Source organism: Pseudomonas sp. rhizo25 (genome assembly GCF_031931935.1).
GTDB classification, from domain to species: Bacteria; Pseudomonadota; Gammaproteobacteria; order Pseudomonadales; family Pseudomonadaceae; genus Aquipseudomonas; species Aquipseudomonas synxantha.
In genome coordinates, this window is record NZ_JAUJXA010000005.1 from 46,197 (window position 1) to 68,788 (window position 22,592).

At 57.6% G+C, this 22,592-nt stretch carries 26 protein-coding genes and 1 tRNA gene; 21 read left to right on the forward strand and 6 right to left on the reverse strand.

Features of this window, described 5'->3' with window-relative positions:
• Window positions 1-124: 124 nt before the first annotated feature.
• Window positions 125-1,213 carry an asparaginase gene (locus QZR30_RS12560; RefSeq protein WP_046068916.1) on the reverse strand — a complete coding sequence of 363 codons (1,089 nt, stop codon included), beginning with the start codon at window positions 1,211-1,213 and terminating at the stop codon, window positions 125-127.
• Between the two features lie 563 nt (window positions 1,214-1,776).
• On the opposite strand from QZR30_RS12560, the gene QZR30_RS12565 reads away from it, so the two are divergent.
• From QZR30_RS12565 to QZR30_RS12595, 7 genes are read left to right on the forward strand one after another with little or no spacing between them, the layout of a single operon-like run.
• A complete protein-coding gene (locus QZR30_RS12565; RefSeq protein ID WP_046068915.1) occupies window positions 1,777-2,736 on the forward strand; it encodes a sugar ABC transporter substrate-binding protein in 960 nt (319 codons plus the stop codon).
• Between the two features lie 57 nt (window positions 2,737-2,793).
• A complete protein-coding gene (locus QZR30_RS12570) occupies window positions 2,794-4,347 on the forward strand; it encodes a sugar ABC transporter ATP-binding protein (RefSeq protein ID WP_046068914.1) in 1,554 nt (517 codons plus the stop codon).
• A complete protein-coding gene (locus tag QZR30_RS12575; protein ID WP_003192502.1) occupies window positions 4,344-5,321 on the forward strand; it encodes an ABC transporter permease in 978 nt (325 codons plus the stop codon). Before QZR30_RS12570 ends, QZR30_RS12575 begins: the two co-directional genes overlap by 4 nt.
• Window positions 5,322-5,324: 3 nt before the next feature.
• Window positions 5,325-6,347, forward strand: a complete 1,023-nt coding sequence (locus QZR30_RS12580; RefSeq protein WP_046068913.1) for a LacI family DNA-binding transcriptional regulator — start codon at window positions 5,325-5,327, stop codon at window positions 6,345-6,347.
• A gap of 23 nt (window positions 6,348-6,370) precedes the next feature.
• The gene (rbsK, locus tag QZR30_RS12585) at window positions 6,371-7,288 is read left to right on the forward strand and encodes a ribokinase (protein WP_046068912.1); all 918 of its coding nucleotides are present in this window, start codon (window positions 6,371-6,373) and stop codon (window positions 7,286-7,288) included.
• Window positions 7,285-7,689, forward strand: coding sequence for a D-ribose pyranase (gene rbsD / locus QZR30_RS12590; RefSeq protein WP_046068911.1), 405 nt, complete (start codon window positions 7,285-7,287; stop codon window positions 7,687-7,689). Before rbsK ends, rbsD begins: the two co-directional genes overlap by 4 nt.
• Before the next feature lie 27 nt (window positions 7,690-7,716).
• On the forward strand, window positions 7,717-8,745 hold the full coding sequence (locus QZR30_RS12595; RefSeq protein ID WP_043049572.1) for a nucleoside hydrolase: 1,029 nt from the start codon (window positions 7,717-7,719) through the stop codon (window positions 8,743-8,745).
• A 33-nt stretch (window positions 8,746-8,778) separates the two neighbouring features.
• On the opposite strand, the gene QZR30_RS12600 is transcribed toward QZR30_RS12595, so the two are convergent.
• Window positions 8,779-8,985, reverse strand: coding sequence for a hypothetical protein (locus QZR30_RS12600; RefSeq protein WP_057024666.1), 207 nt, complete (start codon window positions 8,983-8,985; stop codon window positions 8,779-8,781).
• Window positions 8,986-9,140: 155 nt separating this feature from the next.
• Here QZR30_RS12600 and QZR30_RS12605 point away from each other — a divergent pair, with 155 nt between their 5' ends.
• Window positions 9,141-9,446: a hypothetical protein gene (locus QZR30_RS12605; RefSeq protein WP_056846708.1), complete on the forward strand. Its 306-nt coding sequence runs from the start codon at window positions 9,141-9,143 to the stop codon at window positions 9,444-9,446.
• A 144-nt stretch (window positions 9,447-9,590) separates the two neighbouring features.
• Window positions 9,591-9,911, forward strand: a complete 321-nt coding sequence (locus QZR30_RS12610; RefSeq protein ID WP_056846707.1) for an I78 family peptidase inhibitor — start codon at window positions 9,591-9,593, stop codon at window positions 9,909-9,911.
• Between the two features lie 73 nt (window positions 9,912-9,984).
• Here the strand turns inward: QZR30_RS12610 and QZR30_RS12615 are convergent, their stop codons facing one another.
• Both QZR30_RS12615 and QZR30_RS12620 read right to left on the reverse strand, forming a co-directional pair.
• A complete protein-coding gene (locus QZR30_RS12615; RefSeq protein ID WP_003234260.1) occupies window positions 9,985-10,197 on the reverse strand; it encodes a cold-shock protein in 213 nt (70 codons plus the stop codon).
• A 289-nt stretch (window positions 10,198-10,486) separates the two neighbouring features.
• Entirely contained in the window at window positions 10,487-10,801 is a 315-nt protein-coding gene (locus QZR30_RS12620; protein WP_080889086.1) for a hypothetical protein, read from the reverse strand.
• 364 nt (window positions 10,802-11,165) lie between these two features.
• Between QZR30_RS12620 and thrS the strand changes: the two genes are divergently transcribed.
• From thrS to QZR30_RS12665, 9 genes are all read left to right on the forward strand, one after another.
• A complete protein-coding gene (thrS, locus tag QZR30_RS12625) occupies window positions 11,166-13,088 on the forward strand; it encodes a threonine--tRNA ligase (RefSeq protein ID WP_046068907.1) in 1,923 nt (640 codons plus the stop codon).
• Window positions 13,088-13,639 carry a translation initiation factor IF-3 gene (gene infC / locus QZR30_RS12630; protein ID WP_169960276.1) on the forward strand — a complete coding sequence of 184 codons (552 nt, stop codon included), beginning with the start codon at window positions 13,088-13,090 and terminating at the stop codon, window positions 13,637-13,639. The genes thrS and infC overlap by 1 nt, the downstream gene beginning before the upstream one ends.
• A 60-nt stretch (window positions 13,640-13,699) precedes the next feature.
• Window positions 13,700-13,894: a 50S ribosomal protein L35 gene (rpmI, locus tag QZR30_RS12635; protein WP_002553160.1), complete on the forward strand. Its 195-nt coding sequence runs from the start codon at window positions 13,700-13,702 to the stop codon at window positions 13,892-13,894.
• A gap of 30 nt (window positions 13,895-13,924) precedes the next feature.
• Window positions 13,925-14,281 (forward strand): 50S ribosomal protein L20, encoded by a 357-nt coding sequence (gene rplT, locus QZR30_RS12640; RefSeq protein ID WP_002553161.1) that lies wholly within the window; start codon window positions 13,925-13,927, stop codon window positions 14,279-14,281.
• A gap of 109 nt (window positions 14,282-14,390) precedes the next feature.
• Window positions 14,391-15,407: a phenylalanine--tRNA ligase subunit alpha gene (pheS, locus tag QZR30_RS12645; RefSeq protein WP_059397210.1), complete on the forward strand. Its 1,017-nt coding sequence runs from the start codon at window positions 14,391-14,393 to the stop codon at window positions 15,405-15,407.
• A gap of 26 nt (window positions 15,408-15,433) precedes the next feature.
• Window positions 15,434-17,812, forward strand: a complete 2,379-nt coding sequence (gene pheT / locus QZR30_RS12650) for a phenylalanine--tRNA ligase subunit beta (protein ID WP_311903365.1) — start codon at window positions 15,434-15,436, stop codon at window positions 17,810-17,812.
• Window positions 17,813-17,815: 3 nt separating this feature from the next.
• Window positions 17,816-18,118: an integration host factor subunit alpha gene (ihfA, locus tag QZR30_RS12655; RefSeq protein ID WP_002553164.1), complete on the forward strand. Its 303-nt coding sequence runs from the start codon at window positions 17,816-17,818 to the stop codon at window positions 18,116-18,118.
• Entirely contained in the window at window positions 18,099-18,455 is a 357-nt protein-coding gene (locus tag QZR30_RS12660) for a MerR family transcriptional regulator (protein WP_003174972.1), read from the forward strand. The genes ihfA and QZR30_RS12660 overlap by 20 nt, the downstream gene beginning before the upstream one ends.
• 90 nt (window positions 18,456-18,545) lie before the next feature.
• Window positions 18,546-18,622, forward strand: a tRNA-Pro gene (locus QZR30_RS12665).
• A 292-nt stretch (window positions 18,623-18,914) separates the two neighbouring features.
• Here the strand turns inward: QZR30_RS12665 and QZR30_RS12670 are convergent.
• Window positions 18,915-19,382, reverse strand: coding sequence for a DUF1203 domain-containing protein (locus QZR30_RS12670; RefSeq protein WP_059397212.1), 468 nt, complete (start codon window positions 19,380-19,382; stop codon window positions 18,915-18,917).
• 255 nt (window positions 19,383-19,637) lie between these two features.
• On the opposite strand from QZR30_RS12670, the gene QZR30_RS12675 reads away from it, so the two are divergent.
• From QZR30_RS12675 to QZR30_RS12685, 3 genes are all read left to right on the forward strand, one after another.
• Entirely contained in the window at window positions 19,638-19,835 is a 198-nt protein-coding gene (locus QZR30_RS12675; RefSeq protein ID WP_043049592.1) for a hypothetical protein, read from the forward strand.
• A 135-nt stretch (window positions 19,836-19,970) separates the two neighbouring features.
• On the forward strand, window positions 19,971-20,234 hold the full coding sequence (locus QZR30_RS12680; RefSeq protein ID WP_046068851.1) for a hypothetical protein: 264 nt from the start codon (window positions 19,971-19,973) through the stop codon (window positions 20,232-20,234).
• A gap of 112 nt (window positions 20,235-20,346) precedes the next feature.
• Window positions 20,347-20,907, forward strand: coding sequence for an HNH endonuclease (locus QZR30_RS12685; protein WP_068967471.1), 561 nt, complete (start codon window positions 20,347-20,349; stop codon window positions 20,905-20,907).
• Window positions 20,908-21,051: 144 nt separating this feature from the next.
• Here the strand turns inward: QZR30_RS12685 and QZR30_RS12690 are convergent, their stop codons facing one another.
• Window positions 21,052-22,548, reverse strand: coding sequence for a trypsin-like serine peptidase (locus QZR30_RS12690; protein WP_046068849.1), 1,497 nt, complete (start codon window positions 22,546-22,548; stop codon window positions 21,052-21,054).
• Window positions 22,549-22,592 lie beyond the last annotated feature (44 nt).

The following is a 22,592-nucleotide window of genomic DNA, read 5'->3' on the forward strand; positions in this document are numbered from 1 at the left end:
AGGCGATTTCGCAACTGCTTAAATTTCAAGAAGTTGGTCTGACAGCGATTAAGGGAGTTTGTTGAAGTGCGGAGGGAGGAGGGCTGTAGGAGCAAACTCGCTCCTACAGGTAGATCATCAGGAATCAGTATTCCCAGAACATCCGTTGCAGTTCCTTGCTGTCCTGGGTCTTGGTCAGGGCGACCATTGCCAGGATCCGGGCTTTCTGCGGGTTCAGGTCATGGGCAGCAACCCAGTCATATTTGTCGTCTGGTTGTTCAGCGTTGCGCAGGACGAAACCGCCGGCATTCACGTGGGAAGAGCGAATGATCTGCACGCCTTGCTTGCGCAGTTCCTGCAGGGCAGGGACCACCTTGGCCGATACCGAGCCATTGCCGGTACCGGCATGGATGATGGCCTTGGCGCCAGCCTGGGCCAGTGCCTTGACGGCGGTGTCGCTCACGTTGCCATAACCGTAGGCAATTTCGACATCGGGCAGGCTCTTGATGGTCTTGATATCGAATTCGGAATCCATGGTGTGACGCTTGGCCGGCAGGCGGAACCAGTAGGATTTGCCTTCAACAACCATACCCAGCGGACCCCATGGGCTCTTGAATGCCTCTGTCTTGATGTTGATCATCTTGCTCACGTCGCGACCCGATTGGATCTCGTCGTTCATGGTGACCAGTACGCCTTTGCCCCGTGCATCCTTGCTGCCGGCGACGGCAACCGCGTTGTACAGGTTGAGCATGCCGTCCGCCGACATGGCGGTGCCTGGGCGCATGGAGCCGACCACCACGATAGGCTTGTCGGTTTTCTCCACCAGGTTCAGGAAGTAGGCGGTTTCTTCAAGGGTGTCGGTGCCGTGGGTGATCACGATACCATCCACGTCCTTGCTGTCGGCCAGTTCGGCGACGCGACGGCCCAGTTGCAGCAGGTTTTCGTTGTTGATGCTTTCCGAGGCAATTTGCATCACCTGCTCGCCGCGCACATTGGCGATCTGGCCAAGCTCAGGAACGCCGGCAATCAGTTGTTCGATGCCGACCTTGGCGGCCTGGTAGGTAGCGCTATTGGCGGCACTGGCGCCGGCGCCGGCGATGGTGCCGCCTGTGGCCAGGATGACCACGTTGGACAATTTAGTCTTGGTTTCAACTTCTTTTGCCTGGGCGGCAAGGGGGAACAGCAGCAGGAGCGCGAGGGCGCCCGGGACAAAGTTCTTCAGTGCAGATGTCATTATTTTTCTCTCTGGTTTTTGATGAGTGCTGTAGCAGGTTCATCTAGAACACCCGGGCGGTTCTGAGCGCCGCAGGGTGCTGGGAAAGAGCAGGATTCGTACCAGACTGATGGTGCCTGCTGTTTTAATTTAACGTATTGATTTAGAACAAATTTTGTCGGAATTTAAGATTGCTGGTGCGACGCTTCGTCCGGCTTTCCGAACGATGCAGGGCTGTGGTGTTCGGTTGTCCGAAAGCTGTATGGATTATCTTGGCGACTCGTACGGCTTCGGCAAGCATCATCTGTCGTTTCAGGGGTTATTCGGTAAAGGGCTTTGCTTAAACGTATCAGTGGCTTCGGTGAAGTAGCCAGTGCTGGAGAGCTGGATGAAAGGCTTGTTTTCTACCGTTGACAAATCCCGACAAGGTTCTCATAGTTTGTTCAACGCAAACGTTTGCGAGATGTTTCACAGCACTCTCCTCGAGTACCGTGACAACTCGTATCGGCCACCCAGGTGGGAGGCTACCGAAGGGTCTTCGGCGCAAGCGTTGCTCACAATAATCATAAGATCGGAGTGAACCCATGAAGCTGCCATTTGCTGGACGTCTTCTTGCTGTCGCTGTGCTTGCTGCCGCATCCGCCGCTTTACCTCTCTCCTCTGCATTTGCTGAAGACGCCGCCGCCAAACCCAAAGTCGGCCTGGTGATGAAATCCCTTGCCAATGAATTCTTCGTCACGATGCAAGAGGGTGCAAAGGCTTATCAGAAAGATCACGCCGCCGATTTCGACATGATTACCAACGGTATCAAGAACGAAACCGACACCAGCGCACAGATTGCCATCGTCAATGAAATGATCAATTCCAAGGTCAACGCCATTGTGATCGCGCCCGCCGATTCCAAAGCGCTGGCCAACGTACTGAAAAAAGCCTCTGACGCTGGCATCAAGGTCGTCAACATCGACAACCGCCTTGACCCTGACGTACTCAAAAGCAAAAACCTCGATATTCCTTTCGTAGGCCCGGACAACCGCAAAGGCTCCAAGCTGGTGGGCGACTACCTGGCCAAGCAACTTTCTGCGGGTGACAAGGTTGGCATCATCGAAGGCGTACCGACCACTACCAACGCCCAGCAGCGTACCGCAGGCTACAAGGATGCAATGGACGCCGCAGGCATGAAGATCGTTTCCACCCAATCCGGTAATTGGGAAATCGACCAGGGCCAGAAAGTTGCGTCGGCGATGCTGAGCGAACACCCCGACCTCAAGGCCCTGTTGGCCGGTAACGACAACATGGCCCTGGGCGCTGTTTCTGCCGTACGTGCCGCTGGCAAGGCTGGCAAGGTGCTGGTCGTAGGCTACGACAACATTGAAGCCATCAAGCCGATGCTGCAGGACGGGCGTGTGCTCGCGACTGCCGACCAGGCCGCAGCCCAGCAAGCGGTGTTCGGTATCCAGAACGCGCTGAAGCTGGTCAAGGGTGAAAAGGTCGATGCCAAAGATGGCGTGATCGAAACCCCGGTCGAACTCGTCCTCAAGAAGTAATCCTGGCGGTACCCAACAGCGCTCGCTCGTCCTGAGCGGGCGCCTGGAGATTTTCCTATGTCATCTTCCGCCCCGAACGCTGTCCTCTCGGTCAGCGGTATCGGTAAGACCTATGCCCAGCCGGTTCTGTCCGACATCACCCTGACGCTCAATCGCGGGGAAGTGCTGGCGCTGACCGGTGAGAACGGCGCAGGCAAAAGTACCTTGTCGAAGATCATCGGCGGCCTGGTCACACCAACTACCGGGCACATGCAGTTCAACGGTCAGGATTACTGCCCCGCCAGCCGCACCCAGGCCGAAGCCTTGGGCGTACGCATGGTCATGCAGGAACTCAACCTGCTGCCGACGCTGACGGTGGCTGAAAACCTATTTCTGGACAACCTGCCGAGCAGCTGTGGCTGGATCAGCCGCAAACAACTGCGCAAGGCTGCGATCGAAGCCATGGCCCAGGTCGGCCTGGACGCGATCGACCCGGATACGCTGGTTGGCAGCCTGGGCATTGGTCATCAGCAAATGGTCGAGATTGCCCGTAACCTGATTGGCGACTGTCATGTGCTGATCCTCGACGAACCCACGGCCATGCTCACCGCCCGTGAAGTCGAAATGCTGTTTGAGCAAATCACCCGCCTGCAGGCCCGGGGCGTGGCGATCATTTATATTTCGCACCGGCTGGAAGAGCTGGCCCGTGTCGCCCAGCGCATTGCGGTATTGCGCGACGGCAAGCTGGTCTGCGTCGAGCCGATGGCCAATTACAACAGCGAGCAGCTGGTGACCTTGATGGTCGGTCGCGAGTTAGGCGAACACATCGACCTGGGTCCACGTACGATCGGTGCCCCGGCCTTGACCGTGACCGGCCTGAGCCGCTCGGACAAGGTTCGCGACGTCTCATTTGCAGTGCGAGCTGGCGAGATCTATGGCATCTCCGGCTTGATCGGCGCCGGTCGCACCGAATTGCTCCGCCTGATCTTCGGCGCCGACCTGGCCGACAGCGGCACCGTGGCCCTGGGCTCGCCGGCCAAGGTGGTGAGTATCCGCTCGCCGGTGGACGCGGTCGGTCACGGCATTGCCCTGATCACCGAAGACCGCAAAGGCGAAGGCCTGCTGCTGACCCAGTCCATCAGCGCCAATATCGCCCTGGGTAACATGCCGGAAATCTCCGGTGGCGGCCTGGTCAATAGCCGCGATGAAACTGCCTTGGCCAAGCGCCAGATCGCCGCCATGCGGATCCGCAGTTCCAGCCCGGCGCAATTGGTCTCCGAGCTGTCGGGGGGCAACCAACAGAAGGTGGTGATCGGCCGTTGGCTGGAGCGCGACTGTTCGGTGATGCTGTTCGATGAGCCGACCCGAGGTATCGACGTCGGCGCCAAGTTCGACATTTATGCCTTGCTCGGCGAACTGACGCGCCAGGGCAAGGCGCTGGTGGTGGTGTCCAGTGACCTGCGCGAACTGATGCTGATCTGTGACCGCATCGGTGTGTTGTCCGCCGGGCGCCTGATCCAGACTTTCGAGCGTGACAGCTGGACCCAGGACGAATTGCTCGCCGCCGCCTTTGCCGGCTATCAGAAACGTGATGCGCTGCTCAATGAAGCAGCGCCTAGGAATACCCCATGAAAACAAGCATTTCCCCCGGTAAGACTGGCGGCAACTTCTATGGCCTGGGTACTTACCTGGGCCTGGCGGGTGCTTTGCTGGCGATGATTGCGCTGTTCTCTGTGCTCAGCGACCACTTCCTGTCCTATGACACCTTCAGCACCCTGGCCAACCAGATTCCGGACCTGATGGTGCTGGCGGTAGGCATGACCTTCATCCTGATCATCGGCGGCATCGACCTGTCGGTAGGTTCCGTGCTGGCATTGGCGGCGTCGGCGGTCAGCGTGGCGATTCTTGGCTGGGGCTGGAGCGTGCTGCCCGCCGCGTTGCTGGGCATGGGCTGCGCCGCATTGGCCGGTACTATCACCGGCTCTATCACCGTGGCCTGGCGCATTCCGTCATTCATCGTGTCCCTGGGTGTACTGGAGATGGCTCGCGGCGTGGCCTACCAGATGACCGGCTCGCGCACCGCCTATATCGGTGACTCGTTTGCCTGGCTGTCCAACCCGATTGCCTTCGGTATTTCCCCTTCGTTCATCATCGCGCTGCTGGTGATCATTGCGGCCCAGTTGGTGCTGACCCGTACTGTATTCGGGCGTTACCTGATCGGTATCGGCACCAACGAAGAGGCGGTGCGCCTGGCTGGTATCAATCCCAAGCCCTACAAGATCCTGGTGTTCAGCCTGATGGGCCTGCTGGCCGGTGTGGCGGCGCTGTTCCAGATTTCGCGTCTGGAAGCGGCGGACCCGAATGCCGGTTCGGGCCTGGAACTGCAAGTGATCGCCGCCGTGGTGATTGGCGGCACCAGCCTGATGGGCGGGCGCGGTTCGGTCATCAGTACGTTCTTCGGGGTGTTGATCATTTCGGTCCTGGCTGCCGGCCTGGCGCAGATCGGCGCAACGGAACCCACGAAACGCATCATTACCGGTGCAGTGATCGTGATCGCCGTCGTCCTCGATACTTACCGCAGCCAGCGCGCCAGTCGGCGGGGCTGAACCATGGCAACGATCAAGGATGTGGCAGCGCTTGCAGGCATTTCCTACACCACGGTGTCCCATGTGGTGAACAAGACGCGCCCGGTCAGCGAGCCGGTACGCATTAAGGTGGAGGCGGCGATCAAGCAATTGGACTACGTGCCCAGCGCCGTAGCACGTTCGCTCAAGGCCAAGACCACGGCCACCATCGGCTTGCTGGTGCCCAACAGCCTCAACCCGTATTTTGCGGAGCTGGCCCGCGGCATCGAGGATTACTGCGAGCGTAATGGTTACTGCGTGATCCTCTGCAACTCCGATGACGACGCTGAAAAGCAGCGCAGTTACTTGCGCGTACTGCTGGAAAAGCGCGTCGACGGCTTGATCGTGACGTCGGTAGGTGGTGATGACAGTGGCCTTGCCGCCGGCTTGAGTGCGGTGCGCACGCCCATGGTAATTGTCGACCGGGCGCTGGATGGCATCGATGTCGATCTGGTGCGCATTGATCACGAAGAGGGCGCTTACCTCGCGACACGGCACTTGCTGGAGTTGGGGCATCGGGACATTGCCTGTATCGGCGGCCCGGGGCATACCCGCGTGGCGCAGATGCGGCTTGCGGGCTACCAGCGTGCATTGCGTGAGGCCGGCGTCGAGGTGCTGGCCAATCGCATCCTGGAAAGCGATTTTACCAGCACCGGAGGTTACGCCGCGGCGGTGCAGTTGCTATCGGAGAACCCGCCCAGTGCGATCTTCGCCAGCAACGACATGATCGGTTTTGGCGTGCTGCGCGCCGCCGCTGAACGTAATATCCGCGTGCCAGGCGAGTTGTCGGTGATCGGCTTCGACGACATCCAGATGGGTCGCTACGTCTACCCGGCGCTGACCACGGTCGGGCAGTCGATCCTGCAACTGGGTGAGACGGCGGCCGAGTTGTTACTGCAACGAATAGCAACACCCCAACTGCCGATCGATCAACGTATCGTGACGCCGAGTATTGTTTTGCGTGAGTCAACGGCGCCACTGGCCGGTGTGTTCGCCCAATACCGCTGAACCGAATTGATGAGTACTGATGTATGCCAGCAAAAGTAGTGGTAGTAGGCAGCTTGAACATGGACCTGGTGACCCGCGCCAGTCGCTTGCCGCGTGCCGGTGAAACCCTGGTCGGCCAGAGTTTTTCCACCGTTCCCGGAGGCAAGGGCGCCAACCAGGCCGTCGCGTCGGCGCGCCTGGGGGCCGATGTTGCGATGATTGGTTGCATCGGTACTGACGCCTACGGCAGTCAATTGCGCGAGGCGTTGGTGGCGGAAGGCATCGATTGCCAAGCGGTGAGCACCGTAGAAGGTTCCAGTGGTGTGGCGTTGATCGTGGTGGATGACAGCAGCCAGAACGCAATTGTCATTGTGGCGGGTAGCAATGGTGAGCTGACGCCCGAGTCTCTGAAAGCCTGCGACGCTGTGCTGCAGGCAGCAGAGGTGATCATCTGCCAGCTTGAAGTGCCGATGGACACCGTTGGCTATACGCTCAAGCGCGGTCGTGAGTTGGGCAAGACGGTCATCCTCAATCCGGCCCCGGCAAGCGGACCCCTGCCCGCGCAGTGGTATGCCTCGATCGACTACCTGATCCCCAATGAAAGTGAGGCCAGCGCCCTGAGCGGTGTGGCGGTGGACTCGCTCGACAGCGCCAAGGTCGCCGCGACGGCGCTGATCAAGGCGGGGGCGGGTAAAGTCATCATCACCCTGGGCGCCCAGGGTGCGCTGTTCGCGGATGGTAAAAGCTTCGAGCATCTGGTCGCGCCGAGGGTCAAGGCGGTGGACACCACGGCCGCCGGCGACACCTTCGTCGGTGGCTTCGCCGCTGCGCTGGCTGCCGGCAAGAGCGAGTCCGAGGCCATTCGTTTTGGCCAGGTCGCGGCAGCGCTGTCGGTCACCCGTAACGGCGCTCAGCCTTCCATTCCTACGCTGCACGACGTCCAAGGTTTTGTGCCCTCATGAAAAAGACACCTTTGCTCAATATCGCCCTGTCACGCGTGATCGCGTCCCTGGGCCATGGTGACATCCTGGTCATCGGCGATGCAGGCCTGCCGGTACCTCCCGGTGTGGAGCTGATCGACCTGGCGCTGACCCAGGGCATTCCGGATTTCATCAGCACATTACGCATTGTGCTGAGCGAAATGCAGGTAGAAAGCCACGTGCTGGCCGAAGAAATCCTGCTTAAGCAACCGCCGGCGCTGACCGAACTCAATACACTCACAGAGCAGGCTGCGTTGGGTGAGCGACGCCTGCTCAGCCATGATCAGTTCAAGCAACTGAGTCGCAACGCCCGCGCGGTTGTGCGCACCGGCGAATGCCAGCCTTACTGCAATATCGCGCTGGTGTCCGGCGTAACGTTCTAGCGTCCCCCCTATGACAAGGAGTGCTTTATGCAACGTGGTCTACCTACCCTGAAAAACCTGTTCCGGAGTGTCCTGCTTTTGTCCGCCCTCACAGCAGCAAGCGCCCAGGCGGCGGAAAAAATCGACCTGATCATCGACACTGATCCGGGCGCCGATGATGTGGTGGCGCTGTTGTTTGCCATGGCTTCGCCAGAGGAGTTGAGCATTCGTGCGCTGACCACCGTCGCCGGTAACGTGCGCCTGGACAAGACCTCCCGCAATGCACGCCTGGCGCGCGAGTGGGCAGGGCGCGAGGACATCCCGGTGTATGCCGGTGCACCCGCGCCGCTGTTGCGCAAGCCGATCTATGCCGAGAACATCCATGGCAAGGAAGGCATTTCCGGCGTCACCGTGCACGAGCCGAAAAAAGGCCTGGCCGAAGGCAATGCCGTTGACTACCTGATCAAGACCCTGGGCAGCGCCAAGCCGCACAGCATTACCATCGCCATGCTCGGTCCGCAGACCAACCTGGCGCTGGCGCTGACCCAGGCGCCGGAAATCACACAAGGCATCAAAGAAGTGGTAGTGATGGGTGGTGCGCACTTCAACGGCGGCAATATCACGCCGGTGGCCGAGTTCAACCTGTTCGCCGATCCAGTCGCGGCTGAGATCGTGCTGAAAAGTGGTGTGAAGTTGACTTACCTGCCGTTGGACGTGACCCATAAAGTCCTCACCAGCGATGCGCGCCTGAAAAAGATCGCCGACCTGAACAACAACGCGAGCAAGGTCGTCAGCAGCATTCTGAATGAGTACGTCAAAGGTGACATGGAGCACTACGGCATTCCGGGCGGCCCGGTCCACGATGCGACCGTGGTTGCCTACCTGCTCAAGCCTTCGCTGTTCAGTGGTCGTCAGGCCAATATGGTCGTAGACAGCCGCGAAGGTCCGACTTTCGGCCAGACCATCGTCGATTGGTATGACGGACTCAAGCAGGAGAAAAATGTGTTCTGGGTGGAGAACGGCGACGCCCAGGGCTTCTTCGATCTGCTGACCGAGCGTCTGGCGCGTCTGAAGTAAGGCGTTTACCGGTCAGCGTCCGCTGGCCGGTTCTTATTTGTGCGCTTGTGCACCCATATGGTCGGCCGGGTATTTCTCGAATACCTGGCCGATGAAGGCTTGTGCGGCTTGGGTGCCCAGCTCCTTGACCAGCAGGTCGATACCAATGATCGCCATTTCTTCCGGGCTTGCGGGGCTGTAGGAGCTTTGCCCTTGGGGCCATTTGGCTTTGATGTCGGCTTGGATCGTTACGGTGGTCATGGACGTCTCACGGGCTGAAAGTACTGGGCAATGCGCTGGAATGCGGTTCCAGCCGGCGCAGTTAAGCATTTTACGCGGCATTTGGCACTGCTACTTAGGCATGAAGGAGGGGGTGTGCGACACTGCCAGCCTGTCCAATAGCCGGGAAACAACGCGTGCAGATCAATTTGAACAACCCTGAGGACCTGACCCAGGCGGCCGTGCGCGAACTGCTTGCCAGCGCCAGTGACGATGAACATACCCAGCTGCGTGTTACCAAGGAGGGTATTGCCTACATTTCTTCGGGGACCGTGGGAGGCGTTAACATCGACGGCCTGCTCTTTCGCCTGGAGACCTGGGCAAAGGGCTCCGGGTATGTCGGCATCGTCGCGGCAAGCGACGAAGTCTGGGTCATGCAGATTTTTAACGCGTTGAAGCAGAATTGGCCTACACCTTCTTCTGACTACATTGATATCTACTAGGTGCGTTCATATCTAGTCACGATTGACAGGGCGCTTGCCTGCTGTGAGTGAGGCAGACTTGCGCGCAGGCGGTTAACGTTCTGAAACCAATCGCTTTGACTGCTGTCGCACGATCTCTGTCCATTTTTTATCATAGGAGGCTTCATGCCTTGGAAGCTCGCATCATTCGGTACTTTGTTGGCAGCACTCGCGTTGGCGGGTTGCAGCACCCCGGGTGCCTCTGAGCCAGGCAAAGACGCCGCCGCGACCGATGCCGGTCATAGCCGCTGTGAGTCGAAGGCCGCCGAGTTTGCAATCGGCCAGAAAGCCTCGCCCCAGTTGCTGGAGCAGGCCCGTACGCGTGCCGGTGCGCAGAATGCACGCATTCTCAAGCCCAACGATATGATCACGCTGGAGTATCGCTCCGACCGCTTGAACCTGAACACCGATAACAACCTGGTGATCACTCGGGTCAATTGCGGCTGATTGCCCTGCGGCTTTTGCATCGCCCATAAAAAACCCCGTCACATGGACGGGGTTTTTTTAGCTCAGCGGGGAATTACTCGCCGCGAACCTGTGCAGCTTGCATACCCTTTTGGCCTTTCTCAGCCACGAAGGAAACGGTCTGGCCTTCTTTCAGGCTTTTGAAACCGTCGCTTTCGATAGCTTTGAAGTGTACGAACAGGTCGTCACCGCCACCTTGAGGAGTGATGAAGCCGAAGCCTTTTTCATCGTTGAACCATTTAACGGTGCCGGTTTGGCGATTAGACATGGTGTATCTCCAAGAAACATATATTTTCAGTAGTGCTGTGCTGCTCAGGCCAACTGGGCACACTGGGCTATCATAGTCGAAATGTTCGACTTGGGAGCCCCCCCAAGGCATTGTTTGCTAATCAATCGCGTTGCGTTTGATCCCTGGGCCGGCTGAAAGCCCCGATCTACGGGGCTTTGCGGTGAAATATCAGCTGTTAAAAAAAGCCGTAAAACCTGCATATTTTGTGCGAAATAGCAGTTTTGAGGCCGTTTTTTCAGTGAAATGGCCGTCTGATCAGTGGTCAATCTTACTTTTTCTTCACGACTTTGCAGGACGAAATAGCCGCGACTGCTTTGTTTTTAAGCTCCGGGCTGGCGTTCTGGTTGGTCATGAGTTCCTTGATCTCGGCAGAGCTCAATTCGGCATTGATCTTGTCGGCGCCACATTCGCAGTGGGCTTTGGCAGTCTTGACGTCTACGTTCTGACTGGCGGCGGCACTGCAGTCGCTCACGAAGCTGTCACGGGCACCAGCTGGCCAGTTGGACGGGGCTGCGGCCTGTGCACCGAGGGAAAGGAGGCTCAGGGTAGCGGCGACAGCGAGGGTAGAGGTGAAACGCATCATGGGATGCTCCTTTGGGTCGAGGACGAACGGCGATTCTCAGTGGGTTTGAGGCCCGGCGTACAGCTCAAGTTCACTTTTGCAGCTATAAAGCCTTGAAATGCTGTTTACACAAAGCTTCGCCGGCGCGACGACCGTTCATCTGTGCTAGCATCCTCGCCTGGCTATTTCCCGGCGCGCCATTTGCCGCCTTGCCAGGTCCATTTTGTTCACTCCAGTCACTCTGGTTCGATTATCGGTTGGCCGAAAGGCTCCTGCCGCTGTAAGGCAGGCGTTCTTCATTGAACGGCCTGGTGTTGGATCTTGTACTGGCTCATCCCAACCCACGTGACCTTTGGTAGGGGTCACCACTAGGAGAGGAGGCGCCATGCCAACTATTACTCTTCCCGATGGCAGTCAACGTTCATTCGATCATGCGGTTTCCGTCGCCGAGGTCGCCGCATCCATTGGTGCCGGCCTGGCTAAGGCCACCGTGGCCGGTAAGGTCGACGGCAAGCTGGTTGACGCCAGCGACCTGATCACCAGCGACGCCAGCCTGCAAATCATCACGCCCAAGGACCAAGAGGGGCTGGAGATCATTCGCCACTCTTGTGCACACCTGATTGGTCATGCGGTGAAGCAGCTGTATCCGACCGCCAAGATGGTGATTGGCCCGGTTATCGAAGAAGGCTTCTATTACGATATCGCCTACGAGCGTCCCTTCACCCCGGACGACCTGGCGGCCATTGAGCAGCGCATGCACGCGCTGATCGAAAAAGACTATGACGTCATCAAGAAGGTCACCCCGCGTGCCGAAGTGATCGACGTGTTCACCGCGCGTGGCGAGGACTACAAGCTGCGCCTGGTCGAAGACATGCCGGACGAGCAGGCCATGGGCCTGTACTACCACGAAGAATACGTCGACATGTGCCGCGGCCCGCACGTACCGAATACGCGCTTCCTGAAATCGTTCAAGCTGACCAAGTTGTCCGGTGCCTACTGGCGCGGCGATGCGAAGAACGAACAGCTGCAACGGATCTACGGCACGGCCTGGGCTGACAAGAAGCAGCTGGCCGCCTATATCCAGCGCATCGAAGAAGCTGAAAAGCGCGACCATCGCAAGATCGGCAAGCGCCTGAACCTGTTCCACCTCCAGGAAGAAGCGCCAGGCATGGTGTTCTGGCACCCGAACGGCTGGACCCTGTACCAGGTGCTCGAGCAGTACATGCGCAAGGTTCAGCGCGAAAACGGTTACCTGGAGATCAAGACCCCGCAGGTCGTTGATCGCAGCCTGTGGGAGAAATCCGGGCACTGGGCCAACTACGCCGACAACATGTTCACCACCCAGTCGGAAAACCGCGACTACGCCATCAAGCCAATGAACTGCCCATGCCACGTGCAGGTGTTCAACCAGGGCCTGAAGAGCTACCGCGAGTTGCCGATGCGCCTGGCCGAGTTCGGTGCCTGCCACCGTAACGAGCCATCGGGTGCACTGCACGGCATCATGCGCGTGCGTGGCTTCACCCAGGACGATGCCCACATCTTCTGCACCGAAGAGCAGATGCAGGCCGAATCCGCCGCGTTCATCAAGCTGACCATGGACGTCTACCGCGATTTCGGCTTTACCGAAGTCGAGATGAAACTGTCCACTCGTCCGGAAAAACGCGTCGGTTCCGACGAGCTGTGGGACCGCGCCGAAGCGGCACTGGCCGCAGCGCTGGACAGTGCGGGGCTTGCGTACGACCTGCAACCGGGCGAGGGCGCGTTCTACGGTCCGAAGATCGAGTTCTCGCTGAAAGATTGCCTTGGCCGCGTCTGGCAGTGTGGTACCCTGCAGCTCGATTTTAACCTGCCGATCCGTCTGGGAGCCGAATACGTCTCCGAAGACAACAGCCGTAAGCACCCGGTTATGCTGCACCGGGCGATCCTCGGCTCGTTCGAGCGGTTCGTCGGCATCCTGATCGAGCACTACGAGGGCGCGTTCCCTGCGTGGCTGGCTCCGACCCAGGCAGTGATCATGAATATCACTGATAAACAGGCAGATTTTGCCGCTGAAGTTGAAAAAACTCTCAATGAAAGCGGATTTCGTGCCAAGTCCGACTTGAGAAATGAAAAGATCGGCTTTAAAATCCGCGAGCATACTTTGCTCAAGGTTCCCTATCTTTTGGTTATCGGAGATCGGGAAGTCGAGATGCAGACTGTCGCTGTGCGTACTCGTGAAGGTGCTGACCTGGGCTCGATGCCCGTCGCCCAGTTCGCTGAGTTCCTCGCGCAAGCGGTTTCCCGGCGTGGTCGCCCAGATTCGGAGTAATTACTATTAAGCGTGAAATGAGACAAGATAAACGAGCTGCACCGAAAGCCCCGATCAACGAGAATATCTCGGCACGCGAGGTTCGGTTAATTGGGGCTGAGGGTGAGCAGCTTGGGATTGTGTCAATTGAAGACGCGCTTCTTAAGGCTGAAGAAGCCAAGCTCGATTTGGTGGAAATTTCCGCCGATGCTGTACCGCCTGTCTGCAAGCTGATGGACTACGGCAAATCGATCTTCGAGAAGAAGAAGCAGATTGCCGCAGCCAAGAAAAACCAGAAGCAGATCCAGGTTAAAGAAATCAAGTTTCGTCCAGGGACGGAGGAAGGGGATTACCAGGTAAAACTGCGCAACCTGGTACGTTTCCTGAGTGATGGGGACAGGGCCAAGGTATCCTTGCGATTCCGCGGCCGTGAGATGGCCCACCAGGAGCTGGGGATGGAACTCCTCAAGCGGGTTGAAGCTGACCTGCTCGAGTACGGTTCGGTCGAACAGCATCCTAAGATGGAAGGACGCCAGCTGATCATGGTCATCGCCCCGAAAAAGAAGAAGTAATCAACAGGGCACGGCAGGCCTTCTGATTATGTTTATCAACTGAATGCGGAGTATCCGAACATGCCAAAGATGAAGACTAAAAGTGGTGCTGCTAAGCGGTTTCTGAAAACTGCTAACGGTATCAAGCACAAGCACGCTTTCAAGAGCCACATTCTGACCAAAATGTCGACCAAGCGTAAGCGTCAACTGCGCGGTAGCAGCTTGCTGCATCCGTCTGACGTGGCAAAAGTCGAGCGCATGCTGCGCCTTCGTTAATTTTTGGATCAAGAATAGAGGAAGTAACTCATGGCTCGTGTAAAGCGTGGCGTCATTGCCCGTAAACGTCACAAAAAAATTCTGAAACTTGCTAAAGGCTACTATGGCGCACGCTCACGCGTATTCCGTGTTGCCAAGCAAGCGGTAATCAAGGCAGGCCAATACGCCTACCGTGACCGTCGTCAGAAAAAACGTCAGTTCCGCGCTCTGTGGATCGCTCGTATCAACGCTGGTGCACGTGTTAACGGTCTGTCCTACAGCCGTTTCATCGCTGGCCTGAAAAAAGCGTCCATCGAGATCGACCGTAAGGTTCTGGCTGATCTGGCAGTGAACGAAAAAGCGGCGTTTGCTGCGATTGTCGAGAAAGCTAAAGCCACCTTGGCTTAAGTACCCCCGACAGTCACCCTGGGCTGCTCCTGTAGCCCAAGGTGTTAAACGTCATAAATAGGGGAAGAGCCTTCAAGCTCTTCCCCTATTTTGTATCTGGAGTCTGTACATGGAAAACCTGGACGCGCTCGTCGCCCAAGCCCTCGAGGCTGTGCAAAGCGCTGAAGATGTAAACGCCCTGGAGCAAATCCGGGTTCACTACCTTGGCAAGAAGGGTGAATTGACTCAGGTGATGAAGACCCTGGGGAATTTGCCAGCTGAAGAGCGCCCGCAAGTCGGTGCGCTGATCAACGTCGCCAAGGAGCGTGTCACAGAGGTTCTCAATGCGCGCAAGGCGTCGCTCGAGGGGGCCGATCTTGCGGCCAAGCTCGCCGCCGAGTCCATTGATGTTACCTTGCCTGGCCGTGGCCAGGCCTCGGGCGGTCTGCATCCGATCACCCGGACTCTGGAACGTATCGAACAGTTCTTCACTCACATCGGCTACGGCATTGCCGAAGGCCCTGAGGTCGAAGACGACTATCACAACTTCGAGGCGCTCAACATCCCAGGCCATCACCCGGCCCGGTCGATGCACGACACCTTCTATTTCAACGCAAACATGTTGTTGCGCACCCATACCTCGCCGGTACAGGTCCGCACCATGGAAGCGAACAAGCCGCCGATCCGCATCGTCTGCCCAGGCCGTGTGTACCGCAGCGACTCGGATATCACCCACTCGCCGATGTTCCACCAGGTCGAAGGCCTGCTGGTGGATCGCGACATCAACTTCGCCGACCTCAAGGGCACCATCGAAGAATTCCTGCGGGTGTTCTTCGAGAAGGAGCTGGCGGTGCGTTTCCGTCCCTCGTTCTTCCCTTTCACCGAACCATCGGCTGAAGTCGACATGGAATGCGTGATGTGCAGCGGCAAAGGCTGCCGCGTCTGCAAGCAGACCGGTTGGCTGGAAGTTATGGGTTGCGGCATGGTCCACCCCAACGTGCTGCGCATGTCCGGGATTGATCCGGAAGAGTTTTCGGGCTTTGCCTTCGGCATGGGCGTTGAGCGTCTGGCCATGCTGCGTTACGGCGTGAACGACTTGCGTCTGTTCTTCGACAACGACTTGCGGTTCCTTGCGCAATTTCGCTAGTCGTAACGAATCTTTAGGAGAGCAGGATGAAATTCAGTGAACAATGGCTGCGTGGCTGGGTAAGCCCGCAGGTAAGTCGCGACGAGCTGGTTGCGCGTCTGTCGATGGCCGGTCTTGAGGTCGATAGCGTTACGCCGGCCGCCGGTGTTTTCAGCGGTGTAGTGGTGGGCGAGGTGTTGAGCACCGAGCAGCATCCCGATGCCGACAAGTTGCGTGTGTGCCAGGTCAGTAATGGCGCGGAAACCTTCCAGGTCGTGTGCGGAGCGCCTAACGTGCGTCCGGGCCTGAAGATCCCGTTCGCCATGATCGGTGCCCAACTGCCGGGCGACTTCAAGATCAAGAAGGCCAAGCTGCGTGGTGTTGAGTCCAACGGCATGCTGTGTTCCCAGGACGAGTTGCAGGTGGGAGAGGGCAACGATGGCCTGATGGAACTGCCGGCCGACGCGCCAGTGGGTCAGGACATTCGTGTCTATCTGGAACTGGAAGACGCCAGCATCGAGGTCGACCTGACCCCGAACCGCGGCGATTGCCTGTCCCTGGCGGGCCTGGCCCGTGAAGTGGGCGCGCTGTACAACACGCCTGTCGCCCGTCCAGTCGTCGCTGCCGTGCCGGCAGTGCACGACGAAGTACGCTCGATTGACGTGCTGGCGCCAAATGCCTGCCCGCGTTACCTGGGGCGTGTGATCCGTAACGTCGACCTGTCCAAGCCAACCCCGCTGTGGATGGTGGAACGTTTGCGTCGCGCAGACGTGCGCAGTATCGACGCCGTTGTCGACATCACCAACTACGTAATGTTGGAGCTGGGCCAGCCGCTGCACGCTTTTGATCTCGCCGAAATCAACGGCGGCATCCGCGTGCGCATGGCCGAAGAAGGCGAGAAGCTGGTGCTCCTGGATGGTCAGGAAGTCAGCCTGCGTGCCGATACCCTGGTCATCGCTGACCACTCCCGCGCCTTGGCGATTGCCGGCGTAATGGGTGGCGAGCACAGCGGCGTGTCCGCGACCACCCGTGACGTGTTCCTTGAAAGCGCATTCTTCGACCAGATCGCTATTGCTGGCAAGGCGCGTTCCTACGGCCTGCACACCGATGCGTCGCACCGCTACGAGCGTGGCGTGGACTGGAAGCTTGCCCGTGAAGCCATGGAGCGCGCCACTGGCCTGCTGCTGGACATCACTGGCGGCGAAGCCGGCCCGATCACCGAAACCGTCAACGAACAGTACCTGCCGTCGATTGCGCCGATCACCCTGCGCGCCAAAAGCGTCGAGCAAATGCTTGGCCTGGTGATCGAGCCGACTGAAATCGAGCAACTGCTGTCGGCCCTCGGCCTGGGCATTTCCTCGAGTGGGGAAGGGCAGTGGCAGGTTGAAGTACCAAGTCATCGCTTCGATATCAGCCTGGAAGTCGACCTGATCGAAGAGCTGGCGCGCCTGTACGGCTACAACCGCCTGCCGGTTCGTTACCCGCAAGCGCGCCTGGCGCCACAGCCGAAGGCCGAGGCGCGTGCGGCCCTGCCAGAGTTGCGTCGTCTGTTGGTAGCCCGCGGCTATCAGGAAGCTGTGACTTACAGCTTCATCGACCCAAAGCAGTTCGAGCTGTTTAACCCAGGTGTTGAGCCGCTGTTGCTGGCCAACCCGATCTCCAACGATATGGCCGCCATGCGTTCGTCGCTGTGGCCGGGTCTGGTGAAAGCGCTTTCCCACAACTTGAACCGCCAGCAAGACCGCGTGCGTCTGTTCGAAAGCGGCCTGCGTTTTGTGGGTCAGCTCGATGGTCTTAAACAGGAACCGATGCTGGCCGGCGTCGTCTGCGGTAGCCGCCTGCCGGAAGGCTGGGCGCAGGGCCGCGAGGTCGTAGACTTCTTCGACGTCAAGGCTGACGTGGAAGCGGTACTGGGCTTTGCCGGTGCGCTGGATGCCTTCACCTTTGTGCCGGGCAGCCACCCAGCATTGCATCCGGGCCAGACTGCGCGTATCGAGCGCGAAGGTCGTTTGGTGGGCTTTGTTGGTGCTATTCATCCGGAACTGTCGAAAACCCTGGGGCTGGATCGCCCAGTCTTCGTTTTTGAGCTGGTCCTGGCTGAAGTTGCCACGGGCAAGATGCCTAAATTCAGCGAGTTGTCGCGCTTCCCTGAAGTGCGCCGTGACCTGGCCCTGATCGCCGACCGTGACGTCGCCGCCACTGCCGTCCTGGACGTAATCCGTGAAAATGCAGGGGAATGGCTGACAGACCTCAGGCTATTTGACGTCTATCAGGGTAAAGGCATTGATCCGCATAGAAAAAGCCTTGCAGTTGGCTTGACCTGGCAGCATCCATCGCGCACTCTTAATGACGATGAGGTGAATACCACGACACAAAATATCCTCACCTCGCTCGAACAAAGGTTAAACGCCACGTTAAGGAAGTGACGTATGGGGGCTTTGACGAAAGCTGAGATGGCGGAACGTCTGTACGAAGAGCTGGGTCTGAACAAACGCGAGGCCAAGGAATTGGTCGAGCTGTTTTTTGAAGAGATCCGCCACGCTCTGGAAGACAACGAACAGGTCAAGTTGTCCGGTTTCGGCAATTTTGACCTGCGGGACAAACGCCAGCGGCCTGGCCGCAATCCAAAAACGGGAGAAGAAATCCCGATCACGGCTCGCCGTGTGGTCACCTTTCGTCCAGGGCAGAAGTTAAAGGCCCGAGTTGAGGCTTATGCTGGAACCAAGTCATAACGACGAGCTACCCGTCATCCCAGGCAAACGCTACTTCACCATTGGTGAAGTCAGCGAGCTATGTGCGGTAAAACCACACGTGCTGCGCTATTGGGAGCAGGAGTTTCCTCAACTCAACCCCGTCAAACGCACCGGGAACCGTCGGTATTATCAGCGCCAGGATGTGCTGATGATCCGACAGATCCGCGCGTTGCTGTACGACCAGGGGTTCACCATCAGCGGCGCACGCCAGCGTATGTCCGGTGATGAAGCCAAAGACGACACCACCCAGTACAAGCAACTGATCCGCCAGATGATCTCCGAACTGGAAGATGTGCTGGTGGTACTGAAGAAATGATTCAAGCTTTAAAAATACTTCCACATTTCAAAAGCTTGCGGTATATTCCGATTCGCTTCGTTAAGAAGCGAACCCAGTAACACGCCTAGTCGGGGCGTAGCGCAGTCCGGTAGCGCACTAGCATGGGGTGCTAGGGGTCGAGTGTTCGAATCACTCCGTCCCGACCATTATTCCTGAGTAAAATCAGACACTTAAGCCGATCAGATAGATCGGCTTTTTTGTGCCTGAGCAAAAACCGCGCAATACTTGCGTAAAACTACCCGGTCTTGAACGAGCAATACCATAATTAAGCTGAGCAGGGATTGCCCAGGCTTCATTGAGAAACTGAATAGCATTCATCCCCGGTTCGGAGGATACGTTGATGCTTGATTTAGACGAAAACGATCAATGAAATAGAGACGCCCAGCCCAGCGCTGGGCTTCTTGTATCTGGCGAATCAGTGCTCTCCTACAACGACACTCACACGCGATCTATCCGACAGGAGTAGCAACCTCGTTTTGCGTTATGAGCGTGGATATAGCTGACTTCCGGGTTAGCGAACAACCTAGCTATTCCCTCCTCAACAGTTGCCCCTTCGACCACATCAGCATCAATCATCATTCCGCTCTCACTGTAAGCGCGCAGTGACAGGAGGCGAATTCGAACGGATTCGGGCACATGATCGATGGCGCTGTATTGCTGACTGGCACCCTCACGTATGAATATAGCGTGTGAGGCACGGTAAGGCGTGTGGGCGGGCTGACAGAGATGGTTCAGCAAAAGTACGTTCTGGCCTATCTCGGCCTCCTTCATTTCGATGCGATCAGGGAATCCTGGCCTGGTGTCCACGCGGTAGCGCTTGATGTTAAGTGAGTCCAGCTCGGGGTCAGATAGCCCAAATAGCGCCTTGAATGGCTCTGGAGAAAGGCCGGAAATACGAAAAGTCATGTGCGGCTCCTGTCGTTTGTGTCTGCGCATAAGACAGGCACCCTCGCAGGCTCGCTATCCGTTTCTTGCCTTCAAATTCCCTAGGAGATAACCGCTGGATTGATTGTAGGAGTGCTTAAGCAAAGCAGCTACCAACCCTACGCCCCAACACAGCCTTCCGATCCTCCGTTCGTCCAATGCCCGGCACTCGCTGCTACAGGCCTACTCCAATGGTTTAAGTGCGTATTTGTCGTGCTTTTACAGCGGAGAGACAGCATGGAAATCAACGAGAACGCCCCAGGCAATATTTCACAGCAGGCAGTAACGCGTGGCACGGACAATGAGACCGGTCATGATCCAAAGCGCGATGAGGATCATATCCCGCTGCCACCGGATGACGAGGCACCCCTCGAGGAAGATATGTCGGACGTGGACGCTGCCGATTCAGTAGCCAGTGAGCATCCTGACAACTGAGCATTCAGATCAACGGACCCGGCCAAGCGCCGGGTTTGCATTTATATGCCAGCGCAAAATAATTACGCTATTGTCGGCATGAGGCTCTTTTCCGAAAGGCCGAAAAGTTAAAGCAACCCAACTGCGGAGACTGATATGCGTGCCGAAGATATTCTCGCCGACGACACAAACGAAGCAACATTTGAAGGAGTGACCGTACGTAAGGGGACGGTGGGTGCCTTTTTGGCAAACGTACGGGTTTGGAGTGATTCGGACGCGAGCATGGATGATCAACTGCTGGCTGAGCGAGAGATTATTCAATCTTTACCCGCTCTTAAGGCGATCGGGCTCCTCGATGTGTTTGAGCCTAAGGATTCCCGGTTGCGTGAGTTGATCGCCAAGGCGGGTGCGCCTGAATAGCAACGTCGCGCAACTTGCCTGGGTACAGATGAAAGGTTTGGCACCACTGGCTTTTGGAAGGGCAGGTTTGCGATGATCGACACATCTGAGTCGGGTGGCAGGAAAGTAGCTAATGGAGCTTCCACCAAAGCGTCGGACGGTCACTCGCACTACGGTGCGTAATGCATGGCTGCAGAATTTGCAGTGGGTAGATGACTATGGTTTTTGTGAATATGTCCGAGAGGCCATCGAGGACGATCATGAAGATTTGCGAATTTGCTGGTGCTGTGGCGTCACGGGTTACCAAGAAGTAGCGCACATAATTGCGCATTCCCTGGGCGGTACACATTTGCCGTTCAATTGCTTTCTCTTGTGCGCTGAGTGCCATCTCAACTCCCCCGATTGTAGTATCGCCAAATACTTTGTGGCATTTACCAATGAGAATGCGGGCAGATTCAGTCGTGCCTTGGCCGAAACATTCAAGAAAATTAACCTGAGGGTCATCGAGTTCTGCCAACAGGAACCTGAGCAGGCAAAGGGGTTAGTTGAATCTATGCAGGCAGCGAATCTCGACTTTAGTAGCCGGGCAACCACCCACGGCGCTAACTATTCGATCAGTACCAAGATGGCGCGTCTCGAGATGGTTCTGGACGAGGCCATTGATCGAGCACGTCTCGGTCCTGCTGAAACATAACTGACTTGAACCGCATGACCCGCTTAGGCGGCCTTTTAATGTTGCGCCAGGCATGCCGCATTGCGCGAAGCGCAACCAGCTTGGCTGTGGCTGCCATGCTAAAGCCCTCTAAACACCAGAAGTTGCTGGAAAAAAATTGCCGCATCACCTGGCATGACGCTGTGAGCGAACCGTTGCGCCTCTGATCACATCCGTGCGAATGGCCGACGGTTGCCCACCGTTGTTGCGTGCATAGCTGCATAACATGATCGGCAGCTCTGCTATGTCAATGAAAATGCCATCCATGGCCAGGGTGTAGCGATCGTCGTCAATATCGCCACAGATGGTGCTGATCGCTGCATTCACGCTGTAGTAGTAATGCTGGCTGAAACCGTTGTACTGGGTTTCCCAGGCGACGTGATAGCGGTGCTTGAGCTGCGGTGCCGGTGCCGGGTTGGTCAGGAATACCGAATGGGTGAACGCATTGCGCAGCAGCGCTTCGGTCAGCGGCTGCTCGGCCTTTTGCACCCCGAGTATGCACAGCACATGCGGCCCCAGCTCTGGGCCGATGGGCTGATTGATGTAGGCTTCATTAGAGGCGGCAGCCACTTGGTAACCGTGCGTGCGTGCGCAATCGCTGATGTCATTCACGGCTTTGAATCGGTAGAACGGTTCCTGGATTGAAAACCTCAGGTTCCAAGTCGGACGAATAATTTTGTCGGCGGCGTCACGTTGTAAATGCACATAGGGTTTCAGGTTCCACGGTTCGTCCAGCGTGATTTCAACGGCCTTGAGCTGGCAGGTCGGGGTGTCGTTACGGAAAACGCCGTCTACAAAGCAGTAGTACAAGTCGTTGGCGGGGTAGCTGTAGTTGAATTTGGCAGCTTCGCACGCCGAGTTGTTCTGGCAGCTATTGAGAATGTCCTTCTGAATGGCAGACGCGACTTTGCTGATGATGCTGGTGATTTCATTGGAGTTACGGTCCAGCATCGGACTGCCGGAGCTGCCTGGACGCAGGCCGTTGCAGCGGTTGCGCAAGGCGCTGGGGAACACGCCGGGGTGCTCGGCAAAACTGTTGAGGGTCGACTCTACGCAGGCACTCATGCGCAGGCCTTTTTTCAGGAATCCGGTCGGCGCTCCCACGTTGATCACGTCTCGATCCGACGTCTGCCGTTGGGAGGCCAGCTTGAGTGGCATGATCGCGCCGGCCACCAGCACGCCCAGTGATGTATCCAGTTCGAGCACGGCCAGGTCAGTGCCCGCCATGCTGCTCCAATGCGCTGTCTTGACGGCATAGGTGACACGCTGTTCTGGCGTGTCATGAAAGTAATTGAAGGTGACATCAGCGGTAAACGCCTGGCGCACGCGCGCTGTACCGTAGCTGTAGAACACACAATGCCCGGCGGTCAGCACATAAGCCGGGCCGACGGCCTTACCCTGGCGGTTGCGCGTGTCGAGCAGAACGGCATTGCAGGTCTGGCCTAAGGCGTTTTTCAGTGAGCCGATGCCGGTCCATTGCGGGTACCGTTGGTTTTTATTTTCAAGTGCCACGGAAGGCGACTGTTCAGTAAGTCCTTCGGCCAAATCTCTGGCGTGGCTGGGCCAGACAGTGCCGAGCAACAGGAGGTACAGGAGGACGCAGGCGGTGTGGGTAAGTGACATAAGGGCCTCGACAAGTAAGTCATTGATTGGCTGAAACTAACCAA